Consider the following 23,712-nt stretch of genomic DNA (forward strand, 5'->3'; position numbering starts at 1 on the left):
CGGCTGGAATGCTCAGACGGGCGAATATGGCGACCTTTATGCGCAGGGCGTCATCGATCCGGCCAAGGTGGTTCGCACCGCGCTGCAGGATGCGGCCTCCATCGCCGGCCTTCTCGTCACGACGGAAGCCATGATTGCCGAGAAGCCCAAGAAGGACGCGCCGCCGCCGATGCCCGCCGGCCCCGGCATGGATTTCTAGAATCTCGCCCGCCCGCACCACCGGGCGGGCCTTTTCCGAGGGAATAGAGATGGTTCAGACGATCAAAAACCGATCGCAGGTGCCGCTGGACTCCCGCGATCTTGCAACCTGCCAGCGCGTCTTCGACAAGTTCAGTGCCGATTACGGGGTGGCAAGGAACAGCGACGAAGCCGAACGAATGGCCAGCATCATCATCGAGCTCTACCGACAGGGCGTGCGCGACCCCGATCACCTGCAGTCGATGGTCGAGGCGGCCCGCGGCCTCTTCGAAACGAGCGAGCGCCCGCCTACTGCTCCGGGAATTTGACCATGCTGCCGCCGCCGGTCGCCTGGTCCGTCGGGAAGACTTCAATTCGGGCGACGTCAGCGGTTTCGAACGCATCAGCCCGGATAGGCTTTTCGCCGCTTTCGTCGGACAGTCCCTGAGCGCGTCGGCCTCGGCCGACGGCGTAAACCCTCAGCCCATCTCGCGTAGCCTGTCGACCCGCTCGCAGCACCAGTGACCACGCCGCGACGGAGTGGCTCCGACATAGATCTCGCATCTGCTGACGACGACGTTTTCGCCGGTGACATGTTCGGCCTCGATGACGCTCCATGCCGCCACCTCGACCGGCTCGGGCCGCGCACCCGGCCGCGCTGGCCTTAGCCAGCTCCGGCAAGAACTCGAATTCCCTTTGCGCGGTCCGTCGCGGAACTGGCGGGTCCGGCGGAATTGACAAGGATCGGATCTTTTGAGCATTTCTGGGAGAATGATTCCACGTCTCCAGCCGAACGCTTCAATCCCCCTTCCCCCCGCGGATTTCTTCCAACGGCTCGTTGAGGCAGGCTTCGACGGTGACATCGAGACCGGCCCGGCAAGCCGGACTGTGTTTTCGACCGACAATTCCATCTATCAGGTCGAGCCGGCCGGCATCCTTTTCCCAAAGGGCATCGAAGACCTGCAGATCACGGCGGCCGTGCTGTCGGAGCCGGCTTTTCGGGGGATCACCGTCGCGCCGCGCGGCGGCGGAACCGGCACGAACGGTCAATCTCTCACCTCAGGCATCGTCGTCGACTGCTCGCGACACATGAATTCCATTCTCGAGATCGACCCGATCAGGAAAATTGCGCGGGTCCAGGCAGGCGTGGTCAAGGATCAGCTGAACCAGGCGTTGAAGCCCTACGGCCTGTTTTTTGCGCCTGAACTCTCCACCTCCAATCGCGCCACCATCGGCGGCATGGTCTCCACCGATGCCTGCGGCCAGGGTTCATGCCTCTACGGCAAGACCAGCAACCATGTGCTGGGATTGCGCATCGTGCTTGCGGATGGGACCGACTGGTGGTCCCGCCCGCTCGATGCGGAGGCACTCACGGAGATCGCCGCGCGCCAGGATCGCGTCGGCGAGATCCACAGGACGGTCGACCGCATCGCGCGCGAAAAACGGGACCGGATCACCGATATTTTTCCGAAACTCAACCGCTATATGACCGGTTACGATCTCGCGCACATCCGGCGCGGCGACGGAYGCTTCGACCTCAATGCCATCCTCTGCGGCTCGGAGGGAACGCTGGCGATGATCGCCGAAGCCGAACTTAACCTTCTGCCGATCCCCGCCCATGCGGCACTGATCAATATTCGCTACGGGGACTTCAACACTGCATTGGAGGATGCCCGCACGCTCGTCGCGTTGAAGGTCGCCTCAGTGGAAACGGTCGATGAAAAAGTTCTAGGCCTCGCCAGGAGCGACATCGTCTGGACCGGCATTGCCCGCTTTTTTCCCGACGATGCCGGCCGAACCACAAACGGCATCAATATCGCGGAAGTGCTCGCCGACGATGAAGCCGAACTCGACCGCAAGCTGGCCGAAGTGACTGCCGCGCTTGCTGCGGGCGCAAATGCGCATCACATGGGTTATACGATTGCGCGGGATCATGCCGATGTCGAGGCGATCTGGTCGATGCGCAAACGGGCGGTCGGCCTGCTCGGCAATGTGGACGGACCGGTCAGGCCTGTCGCCTTCGTCGAGGACACCGCCGTGCCGCCGGAAAACCTCGCGGCCTATATCCGCGAGTTCCGCGCATTGCTTGATGGCGCGGGCCTTTCCTACGGCATGTTCGGCCATGTCGATGCCGGCGTCCTGCACGTGCGGCCTGCCCTCGATCTCACCCGTGATGACCATGTCCGGCTGGTCCGGGAGGTCAGCGATGCCGTCGTGGCGCTGACGCGTAGATATGGCGGCGTGCTCTGGGGGGAACACGGCAAGGGGGTGCGTTCCGAATATGTGCCGGAAATTTTCGGCGACCTCTATCCCAGCCTGCAGGAGATCAAACGGGCTTTCGATCCGGAAAACCGCCTCAACCCGGGCAAGATCGCAACCCCTTCCGGCGAGCAAGCACTGCTGAAGATCGACGACGTTCCGCTGCGGGGAGATACCGACCGCATCATCGGCAACGAGATCCGCGCAGCCTTTGACAATGCCGCCTATTGCAACGGCAACGGCGCCTGTTTCGATTTCGACGAAACGAGCCCGATGTGCCCCTCCTATAAGGCGACACGCGACCGGCGTTTTTCACCCAAGGGCCGCGCCGCCCTGATGCGGGAATGGCTGAGGCTGCTTGCCGAGAAGGGCATCGATCCCCGCCAGGAGGCAAAGCGCTTGCGGCGAAGCGGCCCGCTCGCGAGCTTCGCGCGGCGCGCCTTCAACTCGCTGAACCCTCAAAATCGCGACGACTTTTCCCACGAGGTCCGCGTTTCGATGGATACCTGTCTGGCGTGCAAGGCCTGCGCGGGGCAATGTCCCGTGAAAGTCAGCGTCCCGGCCTTCCGCTCCAAATTCCTGGAACTTTATTACGGACGCTACCTCCGTCCGCTGAAGGATCCGCTGGTGGCAGCCATTGAAACCACCCTGCCCCTGGTCCACCGGATACGACCTGCCTACAACCTGGTCGTCGGCACGCGAGCCGGCAGGATGATGATGCGCGTCGCCGGACTGACGTCCCTGCCCCGTCTGCCGGCGATCTCTCTGGCGAAGGAAGCCGCCCGCCTTGGCGTGCCGCTTGCGACCCTTCGGCAAATCGAGGCCTTGTCGCCGCGTGAGAGGGAGCGGAGCGTCATCTTCGTCGCCGATGCGTTTACCGCCTATTTCGATCCTGAGGTCGCCCTCGCCGCAATCGGGCTCGCACGGAAAATGGGGCTTTCGCCCTTCCTCGCAGCATCCCACGTCAATGGCAAAGCCCTGCACGTTCATGGCTATCTCGGACGTTTCGAGGCTGCGGCAGGGCGGACCGCGCACTATCTGCAACGGCTGGATGATACGGGCGTGGCGCTGGTCGGGCTCGATCCGTCGATGACGCTCGCCTTTCGCAGCGAATACAAGGAGGTGCTGAAGGCGACCATTCTCCTTCCGCAGGAATGGCTGGTCGCCAATCTCGACCGGCTTGCCGCTTCCCCCTCCACCATCATAGGCAGGAGCTTCCGGTTGATGGCCCACTGCACCGAACGCACCAATGCGCCTGGCTCAATCGCACAATGGAAAAAAGTGTTCGAGAGCCTCGGCATCGATCTTCAGGCAGTGCAAACCGGCTGTTGCGGAATGGCCGGCACCTTTGGTCACGAGGCCAGTAATCGGGCGATTTCCGAGCGCCTCTATGCGATGAGCTGGAAGCCAGAGCTTGATGTGGCAGGCGAAGGCGATATCCTCATGGCAACGGGATATTCCTGCCGCTCTCAGGTGAAGGAAATCGACGACAAGCGCATTTCCCATCCGTTTCAGGTCATCGATCGGATAATTGCTGAAAAGCCAGACTTCGCGCAATAGGGGGCACTCAGATACCTTGCCGAGAAACGGAACTGCTTCAACACGTTACGCCTCACCATACATCAATAATGATGATCTCGGCCGGACGCATCAGGATGCTTTTCCCCGAAGAACGGTCATGTGCTCGTGCTGCACTTCGTTCGCGTCGTTTAGCACCGCGCACCAAAGCCTGTTGCCGAGCCGAAGCGACACCCGCTTGGTGCCCTCATGTTCAGCCGTGCCGACTTCCACCGTGCTGACGACGGAGCCATGTCGCATGTGACGGCGGAGCGCGGCCAGCGACAGTCCGAACCGCTCCGCAAGTTCGGATGACTCCAGGATGAAATCGCCATTTGCATCACGCTCGATCAACACCGGCTTATTCTCCCACCGCTTTACATATCGATGACAAACCGRCTCAGGCCACTGCCGGGATCGCATTATCTTCCTTTGGCAGCAATCGCGCCACTGCGCTCAGCAGATCCGTCTGCGATATCAGGCCAAGGATCCGATAATCGTCATCGACAATGATGACCGCATGCGTGTGCCCGTCCGTCAGAACGGGCAACAGCGACAGAGCAGGATCCGAAGGTCTGGCCACCGCCGGCCTCGCGATCGCATGCGCGATGGTCTCGGTGCTCATCGACAATTCCCGCAAGCCGACAGCGCCGACGAGACGGCCCTCCGGGTCCTTCACCGGCAAGGTGCGGATATTATGCTTCAAAAGAAGATGCCGTGCGGCATCCGGCTCCGAAGCTTCGCCAATGGCGATCACGTCACGCGACATGATATCGGCACAGCTGATCTTGCCGTTTGAGCGGATGGCCGCTTGCAGCTCGACCTGCTGCAACAGCCGGCCGAGGTCTGCCCGGTCGATATCGAAGGTTTCGTCGAGCGCTTCGAGGGCCGCATCGACATCCTCCTCGCGAAAACCGACCCGCACGGCCGATGGCAGGTCGATTGTCTGATGGGTATTCTCCGCGGATTTCGGAACGACGTGCGGATAATTCCGCTTGGAAAGCTTGTGGAACAACAAGCCAAGGCCGACGAGAATGCAGGAGTTCAAAGCGACGGGCACGAAAGGAAAGAGGAATCCCCAGCCGGCAACGACAGGACCGCCGAGCACGGCGGTCAGTGCAGCGGCTCCTCCCGGTGGATGCAGGCAGCGCGTGAAGGACATCGCGCCGATGGCAAGCGAAACGCCGACGCCGGTCGCGATGATCGGATCGCGAATGAAGTAGGCGGCAATAATCCCCATCAGGGCGGAAATCGTATTGCCGCCGATGATTGACCATGGCTGCGCCAGCGGACTTGCCGGCACCGCGAAAAGAAGCACCGCGGACGCCCCCATCGGCGCGACGATCAGGGGAAGATGCGGCCCCTGGCCGAACAGATAGCCGCTGATGACGCCGGTGAGACCAATGGCCAGCAAGGCGCCGAGACATCCAATCAATCGCTCTCGTAAGGTCGCACCGGCCAGAATAGGTGAAAACAAACGGAAGCGGCGGAAGCGGCTCGGTCCCACCTTCGGGGAAACGGGATACTGCATGACAAGACCAATTTTAAGCGAGGATTATCTGGCGGCGAGGGAGGAAGACGTTCGGGCTAGTTTGTCGCCAGCCTGATATCTCTGCCTTTAGTCGCGCTGAGGACTTCGTGGAATGCGTTGAACGCGCTTGGGCGATCATTCCTGCGGTAGACGAGCAGCGTCTCGACAGGCCCGAGCTGATGGGTCTGGACAGGCGTCGGCCAGTGCATGAGATCAAGGACGGATCGCGGCATGACGCCCGCCGTATTGCCGGTCGCAACGCTCGCCAGGATAGCGTGATAGGAGCCGAGTTCGCTCGTCGGCAGGGCGCTCGATTTGCGCGCCCAGTTTTCGGCGATCCGGCGATAGGTGCAGCCGGGTTCCAAAGCGGCGAGTGATCCGACACGCAGGTCTGCGGCGGATTTGATGGAGGGATGCCCGGACGGCAACACGATCAACAGGTCCTCGACAAAAACCGGCTCCATCTCCAGCGCCTTAAGTTCGGCATCGAAGCTCGGGTCTTCCTCGCGCATCGTCTTCGGCGGGCGGGCAATCAGCGCGCAATCCAGCGCATTGGAGAGAACGTCGCGGGTCAGATCGCGGGACGCCCCCATCGTCAGATGAAGTGACACATCAGGCCACATTTGATTGAATTGCGTCAGCGCAGCCGGCAGCCTGCTTGCCGCCGTGCTCTCCATGGTGCCGACCCGCAATGTCCCCGATGGGGCGAGAGGCCGCACGGCCTGGCGCGCTTCGAGCGCAAGCGCCATAAGCCGGTTGGCATAGGCGAGAAACGTCTCGCCCTCACGTGTCAACGTCATCTTCTTGCCGTCACGGCTGAAGAGCGAAACGCCGAGGTCCTCCTCCAATTGCTGGACGCGCGTCGTCACATTCGACGGCACCCGCCCTACGGCCTTGGCAGCCTTGGTAACACTGCGGTCGCTGGCAACGGCGAGGAATATCTCGATCGATGAAAGGTCCAATGAAAGGATCTCGTTTCCGGAATTAAGACGATAGATAATTCTCTATATAAAAATCATTGCCTCAGCTCAAGCCGGTTTCGGCATCGGACCAAAATCATGAGCCCAAGCAGACGAACGATTGCCGAAAAAAGGGTCGCGACGCCGAGGAAATAGCCATGCAAGCCGCGACATGGCCTCTGTTGGATGACGTTTTGAGGGTTTGAGGCTGGCATGAGGTTTGCATGCCTAGGGCTATCTGCAGATCGATCGGCGACGACCTCAATGTTGCAACTTGTCTTGACCTGTCTTCTTCTGAGCGTCGCTTCAGGCTTGAGCATGCGCCGTTTTCTTCTGCCGTATTTCCCAGGCGGCGATCTCGCCGAGAAATCCGCCCCGGTGACAATCGTCGCAAGCGCCGTCTTTCTGGCGGCAATCGCTTTCACCGTCTCCGATCAGGATCTTTGGGCGAAATCGCTCATCCTGATGCTCGGCCTTGCGCTGGCAGCCATGTTCGACGATGCAAGACCCAGGCTGACGATCGCTCTCTCCGCCATCAGTCTGGCTGCCTACCTCGGGCTTCGTTCGATCGCCTGAGTATCCAACCATCACGCAAACAGATCAGTGGCGATTGAACACTGCAGCGTATCGCGGTGTCGACGCCCATTCGTCAACAGAGCCACATCTTACAACCTGAAACATCTCCCGACGGGGGACAAAGAAGACTTCACGCAATACGAGCAAATGATCTCTATTGAAGAATATTCTTTCGCTGTTATTCTGTATTATAGAACATTACCGAAGCACACTGGGATCGCAGCAAGCAGAAATCGGACCTCCCGCGATCGGTGTCTCTCGACTCCAGGAAATCGAGACCATCGATCCCGGGACCTGATCGTGACGATGCCGAAATCCGGTTTCGTAACGACAACGGCTCCCGCGCCGCACGGATGTTCGAGTTGCGCTGACGATGGGGAGGCGAGTGGCGATCATGGACAACGACCCGGCAGGAAAAACCTGGTCGGAATGGTATGCGTGGCATCCTGTCTTGCCGATCGATGACTCAGTGTACTGGCTCGAGACCGTATACCGACGGGAAAGTCCGGAAGGTTTCTGGCAATATCGTTCGTTCCGGCCCGAATGTGAGCGCCGGCAGGCTCTGATCGACATGCCGGTCTGTCCCGGCGCTTAAAACCCGACAACGATCGCCAGCTAGGCTTGCGTCAACCGAGCGCCTGGCTGACGAGCGCATAGGTTCTCGGCTCATGCGCTGCCTGATGTCCCGAAACCGGAAGCCAAGGGCCGCCGAGCGACATGGTCGTCACGATGTCGTAAACGGGAAGTCCGCAGCGAGAGAGGAACTCGGAAAAGGTTCCGCCCTGCTCGCGTGTGTCGAGGCGCAGGAACGATCCTGCATGCTCAGCCGCATGCGGGCGGACGACGGCGATCGCGTCCGCGTCACTGCGCGCCACAATAGGACCGATGACATGGCCACGCCCGAACCGCCGGCAAAGCGAGAAAGCCTCGATCCTGCCGGCGCGGGTCAACACGATGCCTTTGGAATTTGCCATCAGCCGAGCCAGGAGCAGCTTGCGATCGGTGCCGAAGGCCACGCAGTCCAATTCGGCGATCGCTTCCAGATCGCCAGCCTCCACTGCCCGTATCACCGCACCGGACGGCAGCTCCACATCCGGCGGCGAGACCGCTTCGCCCTGGCATTGAAAGACGAGCGCCTCGCGAACAAAGTTCAGGGACCGATAGAGACGTCGCGCTGCACGCGTCGCATTCAGCCCGAGGTTGCGCCCGGCGACCTGCTCCAGCGCGTGGCCCATGAGCCATTGCCCGGCGCCATTTGTTTGAAGACGAGGCGAGGTGATGACCATACCGATCGTGGCAAATTGCGCGTCGTAGGGAAACCACATCGCAGAGCCCAGGATGCGGCCGATGTCATCGATCGCCACGATGCCCTGGCCGAATTCCCGCAAGAACTGCCAGTCTTCGCCACGATGCGGCCAGGCGACGGTCATCGACAGCGCATGCAACTGGTCGAGGGCAACGCTGTCGATCCCGGCAATGTGCGTCTCGAAACTATCGACGAACCTGGATTCGGATGTCAGTTCACTCACTCCCACCCCCTGCCGCATTTTTCTGGCCAAGCCTGTGCCCGGAAACTTCTCTGCCGAGACTAGAACAGATCGTTCGATACAATTCACTGGTGAGGCCGGCGCAAACACAACAATCGACCAAATCCGCTGCGCTTTCGGCAAATAAAGCCTGGGCCGTCCTCTAAAGTCATTGGCTAGGCCCGACCGGCCGCAGTCGTCGTTCACCGTGAGAACCTGGAATGTCGCCTCCCGTCAGCCCAGTTGCAAGCACCTCGAAGATCCGCGCACTGTGAGGAATCCCATGCAGGCAATTGAAATTCTCGAAAGGCTCGTTGGCTTCCCCTCCGTCGTCGGCACGCCGAACGGTGAGATCGTGGCGTGGATCCGGCGCTATCTGCAAAGCCACGGCGCTGTCGTCACGGAGCTTCCCGGCCCGGAGGGAGACCGGTCGAACCTCTTCGCCACCATCGGCCCGAGGGAAACGCCAGGCTATATCCTCTCAGGCCATATGGACGTGGTCCCCGCCGCCGAGGGCGGCTGGACCAGCGATCCGTTCCGCCTGCGGGCCGAAGCGGACCGCCTCTACGGTCGCGGCGCCACCGACATGAAGGGCTTCCTGGCCGCCGTTCTCGCGACCGTCCCAGCGCTTGCTGCCATGCCGCTTCGCCAGCCCGTCCACCTTGCCTTTTCCTATGACGAGGAGGCCGGCTGCCGCGGCGTGCCGCACATGATCGCCCGCCTGCCGGAGCTCTGCGCAGCCCCGCTTGGCGCGATCATCGGCGAGCCGAGCGGCATGCGGGCAATCCGCGCCCACAAGGGCAAGGCCGCCGCCCGGCTGACGGTCAGGGGCCAGTCCGGCCATTCCTCGCGTCCGGACCTGGGACTGAACGCAATCCATGCCATCACCGATGTTCTGGCCTGCGCTCGCGCCGAAGCTGAATACCTCACCTCCGGCCCATTCGAGCATGTCTTCGAACCGCCCTACTCCTCGCTTCAGGTCGGCACGCTGAAGGGCGGCCAGGCGGTCAACATCATTCCCGACAGCTGCGAGGCCGAGTTCGAAGCGCGGGCCATTTCCGGCGTCGATCCCGCCACTTTGCTGGCGCCGCTCCGAGCATCGGCCGAGGCGCTGTCGCCGCTCGGCTTCCAGGTGGAATGGCGCGAACTCAGCGCCTATCCGGCGCTTTCGCTTGCCGCCGATGCGCCGCTTGCGGCCCTGCTTGGCGAACTGACCGGTATCGAGCCGCTCGCCGCCGTTAGCTACGGCACGGAGGCCGGCCTTTTCCAGCGCGCGGGCATCGACGCGATCATCTGCGGCCCCGGCGACATCGGCCGCGCCCACAAGCCGGACGAATTCATCCTCACCGGCGAACTGCTCGCCTGCCAGGCGATGATCGAGGCGCTTGGCCGCCGCTGCGCCTGATGACATCGAGATCAAGGAGCCGACGCAATGACTTTTCTCTTCAATTCCGATGCGAAGCGCGGCGCCATCTTCGCCGAAGCCTTCGCGCGCGAACTGCCCGACATTGCTTTTTCCATGGATCCCAACTCGATCGAACCAGACGCCGTGCGCTACCTGATCACCTGGACGGTGCCGGATGATCTCGCGCGCTACCGCAATCTCGAAATCCTCTTTTCGATCGGCGCGGGTATCGACCAGTTCCGCATTGATGCCGTGCCTGCGTCGGTCAAGGTCGTGCGCATGGTCGAGGACGGCATCATCAGGATGATGCAGGAATATGTGACGCTGGCAGTCCTTGCGCTGCACCGCGACCTGCCGGCCTATCTCCACCAGCAGCGGCGCCGGACCTGGCAGACGATCGCTTCTAGGCAGGCCTCCGRACGCCGCATCGGCGTGCTCGGGCTCGGCATGCTTGGGAGTGCCGCGCTCGAACGTCTGCAGCCCTTCGGCTTTCCGCTTTCGGGCTGGAGCCGCAGCCCGCGCGAGATCGACGGCATCCGATGCCTGAGCGGCCGCGACGGTCTCGATACTCTGCTTGCAACCACCGACATTCTTGTCTGCCTGCTGCCGCTGACGGATGAGACGCGCGGCTTCCTGAATGCCGAGCTCTTCGCCGGATTGCCGGCTGGCGCTGCACTCGTCCATGTCGGCCGCGGCGCTCAGCTCGATCATCAGGCGCTCGTCGACACGCTCGACGCCGGGCATCTCTCCGGCGCCGTCGTCGACGTGACCGAGCCGGAACCGCTGCCTGAGGACCACGCCTTCTGGAACCATCCGAAGATCCTGCTGACGCCGCACATTGCGAGCGTCACCCAAGCTGAAACCGCCGCGGCGGCCGTGATCGGCAACATCAAGCGGCACCAGGCCGGCCTCGATCCGATTGGACTGATCGATCGCAACCGCGGCTACTGAGTTCTCAACCTAGGAAAGCAAAATCATGTCCCTCCTCAAGACGATCGACACCAACCCATCCTTCGCGCCGCGCGAATCCGGCCCCCTCCCCGAACGGCTGATCTCGGGCAATCCTGCCTTCAAGACCTGGGCACAGGATGTCGCCCGCAGCGAGTCGGTTCATAGCGGTGTCTGGGAAGCGACACCCGGCGAGACACGCTCGATCAAAGGCGAGACCTTCGAGTTCTGCCACATCCTTTCCGGCCTGATCGAACTCACGCCGGAAGGCGGTGAACCGGTGGTCTACAAGGCGGGCGACAGCTTCGTCATGAAGCCGGGCTTTATTGGCGTCTGGAAGACGATCGAGACGGTGCGCAAGATCTACGTCACCGTGACGTGACGCCGTAGATTTGACTGCCGCAGCGGCGAAAACGCAATTTTTCGCCGCTGCGGCACCACCGGTCGATGCATGCTGCTCGCGTTCCCCAGTTAGGCTTGTCTCAGCCCATCCCGAGGACATGCGATGACACTCAGCTTCGATCCGAACACGATTTCCACGCCCGTCGGGCATTTCATCGGCGGCCGGCTGGTTCCGGCCGAGGCCGTCATCGACATGCACCGTCCATCCGACGGCAAGGCCTATGCCGGCTGCCCGCTGGCCGACGAGGTCCTTGTCGATCAGGCCGTCGAAACCGCCAGGACCGCGTTGAAGACGAGCAATTGGGGTGGTGTGCGGCCACGCGAGCGCACCGTGGCGCTGCAGCGCTGGGCGGACCTGATCGAAGCCGAGGCGGAGCCCCTCGCCAGGCTCGAGGCGCTCTCCTCGACACGGCCCATCGGTCATCTCGTCGCCGGCGACATCGCCGTCACCGCCGAGCAGATCCGTTTCTTTGCCGAATTCGCCGACAAGGAGGGCGGCGACCTCGTCCCGACCGACGATGCGAACTTCGGCATGATCATGACGGAACCCTATGGCGTCGTCGGCGCCATCACGCCCTGGAATTTTCCCTTGTCCATGGCCGGCTGGAAGCTCGGTCCGGCGCTGGCGGCAGGCAATGCGGTGGTGTTGAAGCCATCGGAAATGACGCCGTTTTCCACACTCTATCTCGCCGAACTTTCGGTGCGGGCGGGCCTGCCGGCCGGTCTCGTCAACATCGTGCTCGGCGACGGCCCGACCACCGGAAATGCGATCACCGGACATCCAGGCATCTCCAAGATCAGCTTCACCGGCTCGACGGCAGCCGGCGCGGCGATCATGACCAATATCGCCCGCACCGGCGTGAAGCCGATGACGCTCGAACTCGGCGGCAAGAGCCCGCAGCTGGTTTTCGCCGATGCCGATCTCGAGCTTGCGGCGGGCGCAATCGCCGGCAGCATTCTCTCCAACGCCGGTCAGGCCTGCGTTTGCGGATCCCGCCTGATCGTCGAGGCGAAGGTGGCGGACGCGCTCGCGGCAGCACTTATCGAGAGGCTGGCGGCCATCCGCCCGGGCCCCACCTGGGATGAGGCGACTGACTATTCGCCCGTCATCTCCGAACGCCAGATCGCCCGCATGGACGGTATCATCCGTGCCGCCATCGACGACGGCGCCGAATGCCTCACCGGCGGCCGCCGGCTCGACCGCGAAGGCTATTTCTACGCACCGACCCTGATGTCAGGCGTGACGGCAACATCGCCGGCGGTTCTGGAGGAAATTTTTGGACCGGTCCTGACCATTCAGACCTTCGAGGACGAGGAGGAGGCGCTCAGCCTCGCCGACCATCCGGCCTACGGGCTCGCCGCCGGCCTCTTCACCCGCGATCTCTCGCGTGCCATCCGCGTGACCCGCCGCCTTCAGGCCGGCACCGTCTGGGTCAACCGCTACGGCCGCTCACGCGACCATATCCTGCCGACCGGCGGCTACAAGCAGTCCGGCATCGGCAAGGATCTCGGGCGCGAAGCCTATCTCGCCAACCGCAAGAGCAAGAGTGTGCTCATCAGCCTGTGAGGACCTGCGATGAAGACCTACAAGATTGCCCTTCTGCCCGGAGACGGCATCGGCCGCGAYGTGACGGCAGCGGCCTGGGCCGTGCTCGAAAAGGCCGCTCAATCGAACGGATTTTCTCTTGATGCAACCAGCTATCCCTGGTCCTGCGACTACTATCTGGAGAATGGCAGCATGATGCCCGCCGATGGCATCGAAACGCTCAGATCCTTCGACGCCATCCTGCTCGGCGCCGTCGGCTGGCCTCGCAAAGTGCCGGATTCCGTATCGCTGCACGGACTTCTGCTGCCGATCCGCAAGGCTTTCGTGCAATATGCCAATATCCGCCCGCACCGGCTGCTGCCGRGTGTGCAGGGACCGTTGCGGTCTGACGGCTTCGACATCCTCTGCATTCGTGAAAATACCGAAGGCGAATATTCCGGCGCTGGTGGCCGCGTCCACCAGGGGACCGATAATGAAGTGGCTGTGGAGACCTCGATTTTCACCCGCAAGGGAGTCGAGCGCATCCTGCGTTTCGGCTTTGAGCAAGCGCGTGCGCGCAGCGGCAAGCTTGCCTCGGTGACGAAGTCCAACGCCCAGAAATATTCGATGGTCTTCTGGGACGAGATCACCCAGAGGCTTTCTGCCGAATTTCCCGATGTCGAGGTGACCAGCTACCATATCGACGCCATGGCCGCCCGCATGGTCATGGCGCCTGATAGTCTCGACGTCGTGGTCGCCTCCAACCTGTTCGGCGATATTCTCACCGACCTCGGCGCCGCCATCCAGGGCGGGCTCGGCTTTGCCGCCTCCGCCAATATCAATCCCGATCGTTCGGCGCCCTCGATGTTCGAACCGGTCCACGGGTCGGCGCCCGATATCGCTGATCTCGGCATCGCCAATCCGATCGCCGCCATCTGGTCTGGCGCGATGATGCTGGAGCATTTGGGAGAAGCGGCTGCCGCCGCAAGGGTGATGGCATCAATCGAGGCGACGACGGCACGCGGCATCGGCGCAATTCCCGGCAAGGACAAGACCGACGCGATCACGGCATCGGTGCTTTCGGCACTCGGCTGATCAATGGAGAACAGAATGAACGGATTAAGGGATAGCAGTCTGCTTCGTGAGCTGGGGCTGATCGACGGAGAATGGCGCGGGGCTGAAACCGGGCGCACGATCGAGGTGATCGATCCGGCGACCCAGCATGTGCTGGGCACGGTGCCCGACATGGACGGAGCCGATACGAGAACGGCGATCGCGGCGGCGGAAAAGGCCTTCGGTCCATGGCGCGCAAAGACCAATGCCGAGCGCGGCGCGTTGCTGGAAGCCTGGCACGATCTGATGCTCGATAATATCGAGGATCTGGCGCTGATCCTGACCCGTGAGCAGGGCAAGCCGCTGACGGAGGCGCGCGGTGAAATCCGCTACGGCGCCTCGTTCATCAAATGGTTTTCCGAGGAGGCGCGCCGCATCGGCGGAACGACCATTCCCTCGCCGACGGCGGATCGGCGGATCGTCGTTTTGAAGGAGCCCGTCGGCGTGTCGGCGATCATCACGCCGTGGAATTTTCCGAATGCGATGATCACCCGCAAGGTCGGGCCGGCGCTCGCCGCAGGCTGCACCGTCGTCGTCAAACCATCGGACCTGACCCCCTTTTCGGCGCTGGCGCTCGGCGTATTGGCAGAGCGCGCCGGCATCCCCAAGGGGGTGATCAATATCGTCACCGGCATGCCGGCCGGCATCGGCGACGAACTGATGGCGAACCAGACCGTCCGCAAGATCTCTTTCACCGGCTCGACCCGCGTCGGCTCGCTGCTGATGCGCGGCGCGGCCGACAGCGTCAAGCGGCTCAGCCTCGAACTCGGCGGCAACGCGCCCTTCATCGTCTTCGACGACGCCGATCTCGATCTGGCCGTGGAAGGCGCAATCGCATCGAAATTCCGCAATGGCGGGCAGACCTGCGTCTGCGCCAACCGGCTTCTCGTCCAGTCCGGCGTCTATGAGGCCTTTGCCGCCAAACTTTCGGCGCGCGTATCGGCCATGAAGGTCGGGGCCGGCACGGATGCCGGCACCGATATCGGGCCGATGATCAACAAGGCGGCGATCGAGAAGATCAAGCGCCATGTCGACGATGCGGTGGAAAAGGGAGCGAGGATCCTTACCACCGCGGGTTCCGTGCCTGAAGGCAATCAATATGCGGTGCCGATGGTGCTCGGCGGTGCGACGACCGAGATGCAGCTTGCCAGCGAAGAGACCTTCGGACCCGTTGCCCCGCTTTTCCGTTTCGACAACGAGGAAGAGGCGATCCGCATCGCCAACGCCACGCCCTTCGGGCTTGCGGCCTATTTCTACACCGGGAGCCTGAAACGCTCCTGGCGTGTCGCCGAAGCGCTCGAATTCGGGATGGTCGGCCTGAACACAGGGGCGATCTCGACCGAGGTCGCTCCCTTCGGCGGCGTCAAACAATCCGGTCTTGGCCGTGAGGGCGCGCAATGCGGCATTGAGGAATATCTCGAAATGAAGAGCTTCCACATCGGCGGGCTTGCCTGACCATAGGAAAACAAAGAACGCCGGGAAATCATCCCGGCGCTGGATGATCGGAACGACGGCCGATGCTCCTGCTGGAGCAACTCCGACACGCCGTTTCGAATACTCCGCAGCCTTTGGCGGATTCCTGCAAAATTACGGCGCCTAAAACAACATTTCTTTGACGCTGCTTTGACGGCAGGGTGCTACGGCCGGTTTGCGAAGTTACGCAGAGGGATTTCAACCGGTTATGCTTCAGTTCGATCATCTCCATAGCATAGATTTACATTTCGCAATCCCGGTTTCCCTTCTCGGTTGCTTGCCAGACGCCGCAGTTGTGGCAGACTGGTCCCCGGATGCCAGGTTTTCCGGCCGCCAAACGAGCGTATCGGAGGCAACGGGGGCGGGGCCGGTGGATCGCATGAACAAGGAGCACGATCCGTTTCGGATGTTCCTGCTCGGGCCTTTTGCCCTTGTGGACGCTGGGGGGCGGTCGGTTACTCCGAAATCCAAAAAGGCCCAGGCTCTTCTGGCGATGCTTGCATTGTCCGCCCGGGGCTCGCGCTCGAGAATCTGGCTTCGGGACAAGTTGTGGAGTGATCGCTCCGACGACCAGGCGGCAGCCAGTCTGCGCCAGGCCCTTTTGGACATTCATAAGAGTCTGGGGCCTGCGCGTGATCTCTTGATTGCGGATAAGAATACCGTTTGGCTGGATATGGACCGACTCGTTCTTGATACCGAACTGGAGGTTCGGACAAAGCGGTCCGCGGATCAAATCACCGACGAGTTGCTCGAAGGTATAGACATCCGCGATCCAGAATTCGAGGACTGGTTAACGCTTGAACGGCAGAACTGGTATAGCCGGCTCAATGTAGGACAAGTCCACGACGTCTTCGAGCCGCGACAGCAGCCGAGCCGCGATATTGCCAAACATTCCGCCCTGCTACCTCTGACGGGTGCCCCGGATGTGCCAAGACAAGGCAAACCCGCGGAAATCGCCAGCAGCAACCCATATCGGCGGCCGGCAGACGGTGACTGGCAATGGGTCATGGTCCTTAAGCCCCCTATCGTGGTGGGTGTTGGAGAGGGCGGACAAATTGCTGCGACACGGTTCCAGAATCTCATTGCAAAAGCCATCACCGATGGGCTGGCCATTGGCGTCAGCGACCTCTCCTTCACCTTGCCGGATATTGAAGAGAGCGAACAGCGGATCAGCCTTCCGATATGCCTACAGCTTCGCCTCACGTTTGACGGTGACATGGTGATGATCGAACTGGTGATGAAGCACCTGATCAATAACCGTATTCATTGGCTGAGCAGTCAGGCAATCAACCGCACGCAGTTCGAGCGAGGCGAGTTCGGCACCGCCGCTGCGCTGATCAGCCAGGCCGTCGATCAGCTGACCTATTTCCTGGAGACCCAGGCAAACGACAGTCGATTGTCGCAAGACGGCCTCCTGATCGACGCCGTCAATGCGATCTTTCGGCTGTCGCGTAGCGATCTGGATAATGCGGAGCGGCGCCTGGAAGAACAGATCCAGTATCAGCCGCGGTCATCGACTTTTGCGTGGCTGTCATTCATCCGGACTTTCCAGGTTGGCCAACGTTTCAACGCGCTTGACGCGCATCTGATCGAGCAAGCTCAGGCATATGCACGCAAAGCGCTGGAACTCGATCCGCAGAATTCCGTGTCGCTTGCGCTCGTCGGCCACGTCCATTCGTTCTTATTCGGCGAATACGACTATGCGGCCAACCTGTTCGAAAAATCGATCCGCCTGAACCCGGCCCTGCCGCTCAGCTGGGATCTCTATGCGATGCTGCACTGCTATGCAGGCCAGCCCGACAAGGCGGTGGCCATGGCGCGTTGGGTACAAGAGCTCGGCGTCTACAGCCCGCATAAATATTACTTCGATACGACCAAATGCATTGCGGCAGCGCTTGCGGGCGATCATGCCGCAGCCATAGCTGCAGGCGAAGAAGCCCTCCGGGCACGGCCGAACTTCAACAGTCTGCTGCGCTATCTTACCTCCAGTCACGCCCATTCCAACAATCTCGGCGGCGCGCGGCATTACCTGCAGCGTCTTGAGACGGTCGAGGGCAGCTTCTCCATCAACGCCTTCCGCGGCAGCGGCTATCCGCTGCTCGACACAGGCGGCGGGCAGATTTTGATCGACGGCCTGCTCAAGGCCGGCGCCAAGCTGCGCTGAACTCCGGACAAATCTTCACATCATCGCGCAAGGAGGCTGCAATGGAAGCGGACACTACTGAGGAATCGCAATCGAAAATTGTTTTATTTCTAAACAGTTATAAATTCAGGATTGAGCCGGATACGGTCCTTCCATGCGAACCCAGGGACGATGCCGGTGCTGATCCTCTCGCCGGTGCATCACCGGCTGCACCTGATGCAGCCTCCGGGGCTGTGCTTTTCCTCGGCACGGATGACGATGGATCGCCCCTGCCCGGGCCCATGATGGCGACGATGGCCGTAGCCTCGGTCCTCAACAAGAGCGTCGCAAACAAGTCGGTGCTCAACAAGGCGTCGCTGAACAAAAACAAGAACAAAAATAAGAACAAGAACAAGAACAAGTCGACGATGGATGGCGGCAGCCTCGGCGTGTCGCAGCTTATCCCCTCCTTCGAGCTGCGCAGGCTGCACCAGCAGCCGTCACGCAACGCCTATACCGCGGCGCGGCGCTTCACCTGGGAAAAGCTGGATATACTTCCGCCCCCCGGCCCGGATTATACCCGCCTCGAAACGACGGTACTGCTCTCCATGCAACGCCGCGACCGCGAACGGGTGCGCCGCCTGCCCGACATCCAAATCGAGTCGACGATCTCCGTGGGGGAATTCACCCGCGCATTGCATATCGAGGATCTTGGCGGCTTCGAGCAGACGGAAGGCCTTTTTCAGGCGATCCTGACGGCCTGCGAATATGTCGGCCTGATCTACAAGAGCCAGTTCAACCGGCTGCGGCCAAACCAGTTCGAGCCGATGCTCCGACCGTTGCTGGCCGTGCCGGTCCACGAGTCCTACCCCAGCAACCATTCGTTCCAGTGCTTTTCGATCGCCTTCGCGTTCTCGACGATCCTGCCGGAACATCCGGCCACCGACGAGCTTGCCCGCATCGCCCAGAACGTCGCCGAAAATCGCGAATGGGCCGGCCTGCACTATCCGAGCGATACGCAGGCGGGGCGAGATCTCGCCCGACGCTTCGCTCCCTATCTCCACGACGCGTTCGGTCCTCTGTTCCAGGCCGTACACGACGAATGGGTCTGAATTCGCCAGCTGCTGCTCAACAGGATTACAACCATGACGGATCAAACACAAATGCCTGAGCCCGCACCGATCAACTACTATTATCTCTGGCACCTGACTGCCCTTGGCGTAGTCGACGCAGAATACGGATCGGCTCCGCCGGCACCTCCAGCGCTCGATGAGAGCGCCGCACGCGCGCTCCCCGATCCCCTCATCACCGGCACGGTCTGGGATGCTATCGCTTCCGCCGGCCCGTTGCGACCCGCACGGGTCGCGTTGATCGATGTCGGCGTATCTCCGGATCATCCCAATCTGGCAACCCGGCTTGACCGGGAGGCGTCAATCGATTTGACGACCCATCGTTACGGTGCGCGCGTGCTCGAAATTCTTGATACGACCACATCCTTCGACCGCGAGGAAAGGCATGCCTTCTTTGCCGGGCTCAACATCGCTCCGCTCGGCAATATCGGCCTTTCGAATGACGACCGGGACTATCTCGGTGATCTGGTTGCCGAATACGCCGCGTCGGAAGGGGTACTCCGGCGGCTCTACAATCCGGAATCGCTTTTTGCATCGCATGGTACCTGCTGTGCCGGGCTGATCGTCGGCGAACCCGCCGTTGTTGCGGAAGAAGGCACGCCAAGCCTTCCGCCGGAAGGAGCCTTCTATGGGAATGGCGACGAGCTGCGCACGAGCGGCAATCGCAACGTCATCCCCTATTTCGGCGTTGATCCTTTCTCAAGGCTCATCTCGATCAGAACGTCCTTCGAAGACGATGTCAGGCAGTTCATTGCGGCCTTTCTTTATGCCTATCATCAGAAAGCAGACGTGATCGTCTTGCCGCGCGGTCTGCCCGACCCGAAACGCAGCATCGTTGATCCGAAGAACGAGCTGAAGGCCGACCTGGAATTATGGAAAAACCAGGATGCCGCCAATCTGTTCACGCGCATTGCCGTTGCTGATCAGGGTGGGCCTGAACTGGAGCCGAAGGCTGCGCAGAAAGGCTCCAATCCGGATCGCCCGTGGCATGTCCTCAAACAACTCATCCTCGCCATCAGCCGGCACATCCCGATCGTCTGCGCCGCAGGAAACAGTGGCGAGAGCCAGCTGATCTATCCGGCAAGTCTTGCTGCCGACAACAACGGCATCATTGCAGTTGGGGCCGTTACCGTCGAAGGTTTCCGTTCGGGCTACAGCAATTACGGCGAAGGATTGACGGTAGTCTCCCCCTCTGACGACGGGGAGGTCTTCAACAGGCATCAGTTGCGCCTCGACCGGCTTTCTCCGTTTGCCGCGCAGCACGACTACAGCGCTTTTCGAACGCGGGAATACTACTATTCGCACTTCTCGCTGCTGACGACCGATCTGCCGGGGATTTTCGGCTATAATCAGGGCTCCGATCCGTGGTCGGCCATCGTGCCGTTCGGAACCAATCCGGGCATCGGGGGCGGATACTACACCCCCTTCGGGGGCACATCAGGCGCGTCGGCGCAGGTGGGTGGGCTATGCGCCCTGATACAGCGGGCCTACAAAAGCCGCCACAATCCCGGTGACCGCCTCTCGGGGCTTCAAGTGAAATCAATTCTGAAGACCGCCTCCCGCCTGGACGCCATTGTCGCGCCCGGAACGAGGAAATTGACGGCGGATTGCATGAACGCCGAGAGCGAGGACGCCGTCGAGATGGCCTATTTCTTTGGAGCGGGCCTGCCAAATGCGCGGGCGGCGGTCCAGGCGGCTCTGGCGATCTGACTGCTGCGGCTGCGTTATCCAAATTCCAAGCCTCCTCTATCGAGGGGGCTTTTTCTTTGTTTACGCCTTTTTTACGGATTTTTAACGCGAAACTGGCGGGCGAATGACGCCCTTGGGGAATAGTGCCTCTCAACCGACGAAGCACAACGTTCCGATGCCGGGCAAAGTCGTCCCGAACTCCGGCATTTTTGCCCGAGATGCAACCTTGATCTGCCCGAAGACAAACCCATGGAGGCTGCCGATGTCCGCGTCCCGCATTCAACAATTGGCAGATGAGGCGCGCCTCCTGCTCAAGCGCAATCCCCTGATGGCAAGTTCCGTCTCCCTGCAGCGCGTGGCAACACGCAACCTTTTGAAGCGACGCTTCCAATATGGCCGCACGCTTGTGGCGGCTTCGAAGCTCGCCGGTTGTTCGGCTGGGGTAGAGGCATTGTCAGGTTACTTCCCCGACCTTGCAGATGGCGGATACACTCGCCTGCCGGAGCTTCCGCCAGCGGTTGCCGGACCGGTCGGMGCCGACCCTTACCGTTCATCCGTACTTGCAGCCTGGATGGGTGCGCTCGCGCGCAGTCTGGAATGGCAGGCAGCCCGCCCCGATGTGCAGGTCGTCGGCCGCTATCTGCAGCCGGATCTGATCGCATCGGATCTTGAACTCGAACGTCAGACAGCGTGCCAGCTCTCTTGCGGCATCGGCCTCGTGCACATCGAAAGTCCGGCGCGAAGCCGTATCATGCAAGCCCTCCTCCGCCAATGCATGCCGGACTATCCCCGGCCCGGCTATCCGATCACCGACGATGCGGAATTGGATCGAATCGCCGACCATCTGGAGAAGGCCTTAGCATTGATCGCGGACTTGGACGAGTACGGCCATCAGCGTCTGGTCGCCGGTCTACACACGCTTTACGTTGGCGTGCGGCGCGAACCGCAGTGCTCCTTTTCGAGTTCGAACGAATTGCCGGGCAGCGCGCTCATCGTCCTTTCCAGAGAGAGGTTGCGCGCCGGCGATCATGCCGCGACAGCGGCCCAACTGCTTCATGAGGCGGGGAATATCCTGCTCGGGTTCTATACGACCTCGGCGGCGGCATCCCTGCCCGGCGAGTTCCAGTATGTTTCCCCATACAAGAAAGACCTACAGACGCTCGAGAGCATCCTGCATACGGCCTACACCATTCCCTGGGAGTGCGCCTTGCGCATGGCATGCCTATCCACCGAGTCGGATCTTGAGCGCCGCGCCCGGAAAGCGGCATTCATAATCGCCTATGCCGCGCGGCAAGTCCCGCTCATCGACATAGCTCGGAAAGGTATCGAACGTCTTGGCGGCGATGTCCTCCTCGACCTCCCAGACATCGCCGCCATTCCTTCCTGGAGCAGTCGGATCTTGTTCCTCGTCGGCCAGTTGCTTGCCGAAGAACCCATTGCGCACCGGCAGGCGCATCTTGCCGAGCGCCAGCGAGTTCTCGATCGCCAAGCCTGGGATATCGGACAGATGCTGCTGCGCGGCAAGGAGCCGATCGATCCTCGGATGGGCCGGCGAGAGATCGATGACAGCGGCGACAATGTCAGCCTCTGGTACGACGGCAAATTCCACGTGATTGCGAAGACACCCGACCATGCGATGGGCGAGGATTACGGTCACTACGCCGCGACGATCCGCGGAGTTGCGCCCGCCGAGATGGAGGCGATCTGATGGTCAATGATCAGTCTAGACGATTGTCAACGGCAATCCGTGCGCCCGTCGACTTCCCGAACTTCTTCGCCCACAGCCTGGGGTGGGGCGGCAGAGGGGCTCTGTTCACCGGCAATAGTGCTGATCCTGTCGAGGAACGGAGCCCCAATGTTACCGGGCCTGCATTCGGGGTCTCGTTGGAGGGTTCCAATATGCCGGATGAGGACGAATATGTCTCCACCGCATTGGATCACGACGGCGCCTTCCTGACGCCTCTTCGCCATCGTCAACGCGACTTCGCAGGTTTTGGCGAAATCGACTTCGTCATTATCGGATGCGGCGGCTTGGGCTCGCAGATTGCCATCCAGCTTGCGGCCCACGGCGCGCGCCATTTCTATCTCGTGGATGCCGATCGTATCGACGAGGACAACTTGAACCATGTCCCATGGGCGAGCGAAGCTGATCTCGGCCGGCTGAAGACGGACAAGCTGGCGACCTGTCTGGCCGCGTGTTTCTCGGCCAATGTCTTCGCGCTGCCGGAATTTGCGGAAGGGGCCGCAGCGCTCCGATTGATCGCAGATTACGCCCACAATCCGTTCGTCGTTCTCGCCGGCGACGATTCTCATCCGGCCCAGGAGTTCCTGACGGCCTGCCACGCATCGAAAGCCGGCCTGCCGCCCCATCTGCATGTCGGCCGCTCCCAAGCACATGGCATGGCGGGTCCCTCGGTCGCAGTGCATGAGGACGCATGTCCCGTCTGCCATTGCACCGCCCAGGTCGCAACCGACGACGGCCTTCTCGCTCCACCGGCCGCTGCCGAGAACGCATTTATCGCCGGCCTTGCCGTGTCGCGGATTGCCCAAAAATGCCTTTCGAGACACTCGGCCGCACGGGGACGCCGATGGATATTGGACCTCAAAAGCAATCAGGCCGAGCTGCGTTCTCTCTGCGAACACCCCGAATGCAAGGTATGTCCATGAACACGCTATTTTCGTCGGGATATTGTTGCTCCGTTGGCGCAACTGCCGGAAAGAACGATGAGCTGACGATATCCGAAGCTCTTTGCGATCCACTGATCGCCATGGTGATGCACGCCGATGGCGTGACCTCTGAAGAATTCAAGCGACTCCTTGAGGCGGCAGCCCGTGAGCTAAAAGCCAATCTGGCTAACTGATGGTTGACGAGCATGTGTGGCCAATCCCGGTGCGAAACCATGGCCCGGCATTGGCACTGGCCGCCCCGCGGAGTTCAGGCACAATGAGATTCGATATGTTGAGAAACTTCCCAACGATAATTCTGGTTTTTGCCGAAGGGAAAGATCGCAGAGTGATCCGTACCGCTCGCGAGGCTGCCCAACTGTTGCTGAAGGAATGGCCCATCGACGATGGTGAGGAATTCTTCACGGCGGTGAGAACCTGTTTGGAGGTTCTTACCGGAGATACCGAGCCCGAGATATTGCATGAGGCGATCGTCCGCGCCGCATATGAAGCGGGTATTGCAGCCATCACGACTGATAACAGCCTTGGTGTTCTCAGGATCTATCCAGTCAGCCAGGTCAGATAGTTGACCGCGCGCAGGTACTCATCGCAATCCTGCCCCCATCGAGCCGCTTCGGCTGCAATCGGACTGATCC

22 protein-coding genes and 1 pseudogene are annotated in these 23,712 nt (G+C 61.4%); 18 read left to right on the forward strand and 5 right to left on the reverse strand.

Features of this window, described 5'->3' with window-relative positions:
* Window positions 1–199: pseudogene (gene groEL / locus AC1ECN_RS23950) on the forward strand (chaperonin GroEL); the annotation flags it as partial.
* A gap of 49 nt (window positions 200–248) precedes the next feature.
* Window positions 249–506, forward strand: coding sequence for a hypothetical protein (locus AC1ECN_RS23955; RefSeq protein WP_018072955.1), 258 nt, complete (start codon window positions 249–251; stop codon window positions 504–506).
* Between the two features lie 150 nt (window positions 507–656).
* Here the strand turns inward: AC1ECN_RS23955 and AC1ECN_RS23960 are convergent, their stop codons facing one another.
* The gene (locus AC1ECN_RS23960) at window positions 657–803 is read right to left on the reverse strand and encodes a hypothetical protein (protein WP_165448373.1); all 147 of its coding nucleotides are present in this window, start codon (window positions 801–803) and stop codon (window positions 657–659) included.
* 145 nt (window positions 804–948) lie between these two features.
* On the opposite strand from AC1ECN_RS23960, the gene ydiJ reads away from it, so the two are divergent.
* The gene (gene ydiJ, locus AC1ECN_RS23965; protein WP_477954299.1) at window positions 949–3,996 is read left to right on the forward strand and encodes a D-2-hydroxyglutarate dehydrogenase YdiJ; all 3,048 of its coding nucleotides are present in this window, start codon (window positions 949–951) and stop codon (window positions 3,994–3,996) included.
* A 90-nt stretch (window positions 3,997–4,086) separates the two neighbouring features.
* Here ydiJ and AC1ECN_RS23970 read toward each other — a convergent pair whose 3' ends face one another.
* Genes AC1ECN_RS23970 through AC1ECN_RS23980 form a run of 3 tightly spaced genes read right to left on the reverse strand, consistent with a single transcriptional unit; the run spans window position 4,087 to window position 6,486 of the window.
* On the reverse strand, window positions 4,087–4,350 hold the full coding sequence (locus AC1ECN_RS23970) for a DUF6522 family protein (RefSeq protein WP_018072952.1): 264 nt from the start codon (window positions 4,348–4,350) through the stop codon (window positions 4,087–4,089).
* Window positions 4,351–4,393: 43 nt separating this feature from the next.
* Window positions 4,394–5,524, reverse strand: coding sequence for an HPP family protein (locus tag AC1ECN_RS23975; RefSeq protein ID WP_024319633.1), 1,131 nt, complete (start codon window positions 5,522–5,524; stop codon window positions 4,394–4,396).
* A 56-nt stretch (window positions 5,525–5,580) separates the two neighbouring features.
* Complete coding sequence (locus AC1ECN_RS23980; protein WP_024319632.1) at window positions 5,581–6,486, reverse strand: LysR substrate-binding domain-containing protein; 906 nt, start codon at window positions 6,484–6,486, stop codon at window positions 5,581–5,583.
* Window positions 6,487–6,747: 261 nt separating this feature from the next.
* Here AC1ECN_RS23980 and AC1ECN_RS23985 point away from each other — a divergent pair, with 261 nt between their 5' ends.
* Both AC1ECN_RS23985 and AC1ECN_RS23990 read left to right on the forward strand, forming a co-directional pair.
* On the forward strand, window positions 6,748–7,059 hold the full coding sequence (locus AC1ECN_RS23985; RefSeq protein ID WP_027688304.1) for a hypothetical protein: 312 nt from the start codon (window positions 6,748–6,750) through the stop codon (window positions 7,057–7,059).
* Between the two features lie 394 nt (window positions 7,060–7,453).
* Complete coding sequence (locus AC1ECN_RS23990) at window positions 7,454–7,654, forward strand: hypothetical protein (RefSeq protein WP_027688305.1); 201 nt, start codon at window positions 7,454–7,456, stop codon at window positions 7,652–7,654.
* A 31-nt stretch (window positions 7,655–7,685) separates the two neighbouring features.
* Here AC1ECN_RS23990 and AC1ECN_RS23995 read toward each other — a convergent pair whose 3' ends face one another.
* Window positions 7,686–8,606 (reverse strand): GNAT family N-acetyltransferase, encoded by a 921-nt coding sequence (locus AC1ECN_RS23995; RefSeq protein ID WP_027688306.1) that lies wholly within the window; start codon window positions 8,604–8,606, stop codon window positions 7,686–7,688.
* A 262-nt stretch (window positions 8,607–8,868) separates the two neighbouring features.
* Between AC1ECN_RS23995 and argE the strand changes: the two genes are divergently transcribed.
* From argE to AC1ECN_RS24060, 13 genes are all read left to right on the forward strand, one after another.
* Window positions 8,869–9,990 (forward strand): acetylornithine deacetylase, encoded by a 1,122-nt coding sequence (gene argE, locus AC1ECN_RS24000; RefSeq protein ID WP_024319630.1) that lies wholly within the window; start codon window positions 8,869–8,871, stop codon window positions 9,988–9,990.
* A 27-nt stretch (window positions 9,991–10,017) separates the two neighbouring features.
* Complete coding sequence (locus AC1ECN_RS24005) at window positions 10,018–10,941, forward strand: 2-hydroxyacid dehydrogenase (RefSeq protein ID WP_477954302.1); 924 nt, start codon at window positions 10,018–10,020, stop codon at window positions 10,939–10,941.
* 25 nt (window positions 10,942–10,966) lie between these two features.
* On the forward strand, window positions 10,967–11,320 hold the full coding sequence (locus AC1ECN_RS24010; protein ID WP_018072944.1) for a cupin domain-containing protein: 354 nt from the start codon (window positions 10,967–10,969) through the stop codon (window positions 11,318–11,320).
* Window positions 11,321–11,443: 123 nt separating this feature from the next.
* A complete protein-coding gene (locus AC1ECN_RS24015; protein ID WP_130726087.1) occupies window positions 11,444–12,907 on the forward strand; it encodes an aldehyde dehydrogenase family protein in 1,464 nt (487 codons plus the stop codon).
* A gap of 9 nt (window positions 12,908–12,916) precedes the next feature.
* Window positions 12,917–13,960: a tartrate dehydrogenase gene (locus tag AC1ECN_RS24020; protein WP_477954304.1), complete on the forward strand. Its 1,044-nt coding sequence runs from the start codon at window positions 12,917–12,919 to the stop codon at window positions 13,958–13,960.
* Between the two features lie 15 nt (window positions 13,961–13,975).
* On the forward strand, window positions 13,976–15,433 hold the full coding sequence (locus AC1ECN_RS24025) for an NAD-dependent succinate-semialdehyde dehydrogenase (protein WP_020397588.1): 1,458 nt from the start codon (window positions 13,976–13,978) through the stop codon (window positions 15,431–15,433).
* Window positions 15,434–15,659: 226 nt separating this feature from the next.
* Window positions 15,660–17,615, forward strand: a complete 1,956-nt coding sequence (locus tag AC1ECN_RS24030; RefSeq protein ID WP_130665553.1) for an SARP family transcriptional regulator — start codon at window positions 15,660–15,662, stop codon at window positions 17,613–17,615.
* A gap of 41 nt (window positions 17,616–17,656) precedes the next feature.
* Window positions 17,657–18,685 carry a phosphatase PAP2 family protein gene (locus AC1ECN_RS24035; protein WP_020397587.1) on the forward strand — a complete coding sequence of 343 codons (1,029 nt, stop codon included), beginning with the start codon at window positions 17,657–17,659 and terminating at the stop codon, window positions 18,683–18,685.
* 33 nt (window positions 18,686–18,718) lie between these two features.
* On the forward strand, window positions 18,719–20,413 hold the full coding sequence (locus tag AC1ECN_RS24040) for a S8 family serine peptidase (protein ID WP_130658047.1): 1,695 nt from the start codon (window positions 18,719–18,721) through the stop codon (window positions 20,411–20,413).
* 103 nt (window positions 20,414–20,516) lie between these two features.
* Entirely contained in the window at window positions 20,517–22,100 is a 1,584-nt protein-coding gene (locus AC1ECN_RS24045; RefSeq protein ID WP_018072936.1) for an aKG-HExxH-type peptide beta-hydroxylase, read from the forward strand.
* A complete protein-coding gene (locus tag AC1ECN_RS24050; RefSeq protein WP_018072935.1) occupies window positions 22,100–23,059 on the forward strand; it encodes a ThiF family adenylyltransferase in 960 nt (319 codons plus the stop codon). The genes AC1ECN_RS24045 and AC1ECN_RS24050 overlap by 1 nt, the downstream gene beginning before the upstream one ends.
* The gene (locus tag AC1ECN_RS24055) at window positions 23,056–23,253 is read left to right on the forward strand and encodes a hypothetical protein (protein WP_018072934.1); all 198 of its coding nucleotides are present in this window, start codon (window positions 23,056–23,058) and stop codon (window positions 23,251–23,253) included. The genes AC1ECN_RS24050 and AC1ECN_RS24055 overlap by 4 nt, the downstream gene beginning before the upstream one ends.
* Window positions 23,254–23,336: 83 nt before the next feature.
* Window positions 23,337–23,642, forward strand: a complete 306-nt coding sequence (locus AC1ECN_RS24060; RefSeq protein ID WP_027688317.1) for a DUF982 domain-containing protein — start codon at window positions 23,337–23,339, stop codon at window positions 23,640–23,642.
* Window positions 23,643–23,712: the final 70 nt, after the last annotated feature.

It is taken from the genome of Rhizobium sp. 01N447_2 (genome assembly GCF_056399245.1).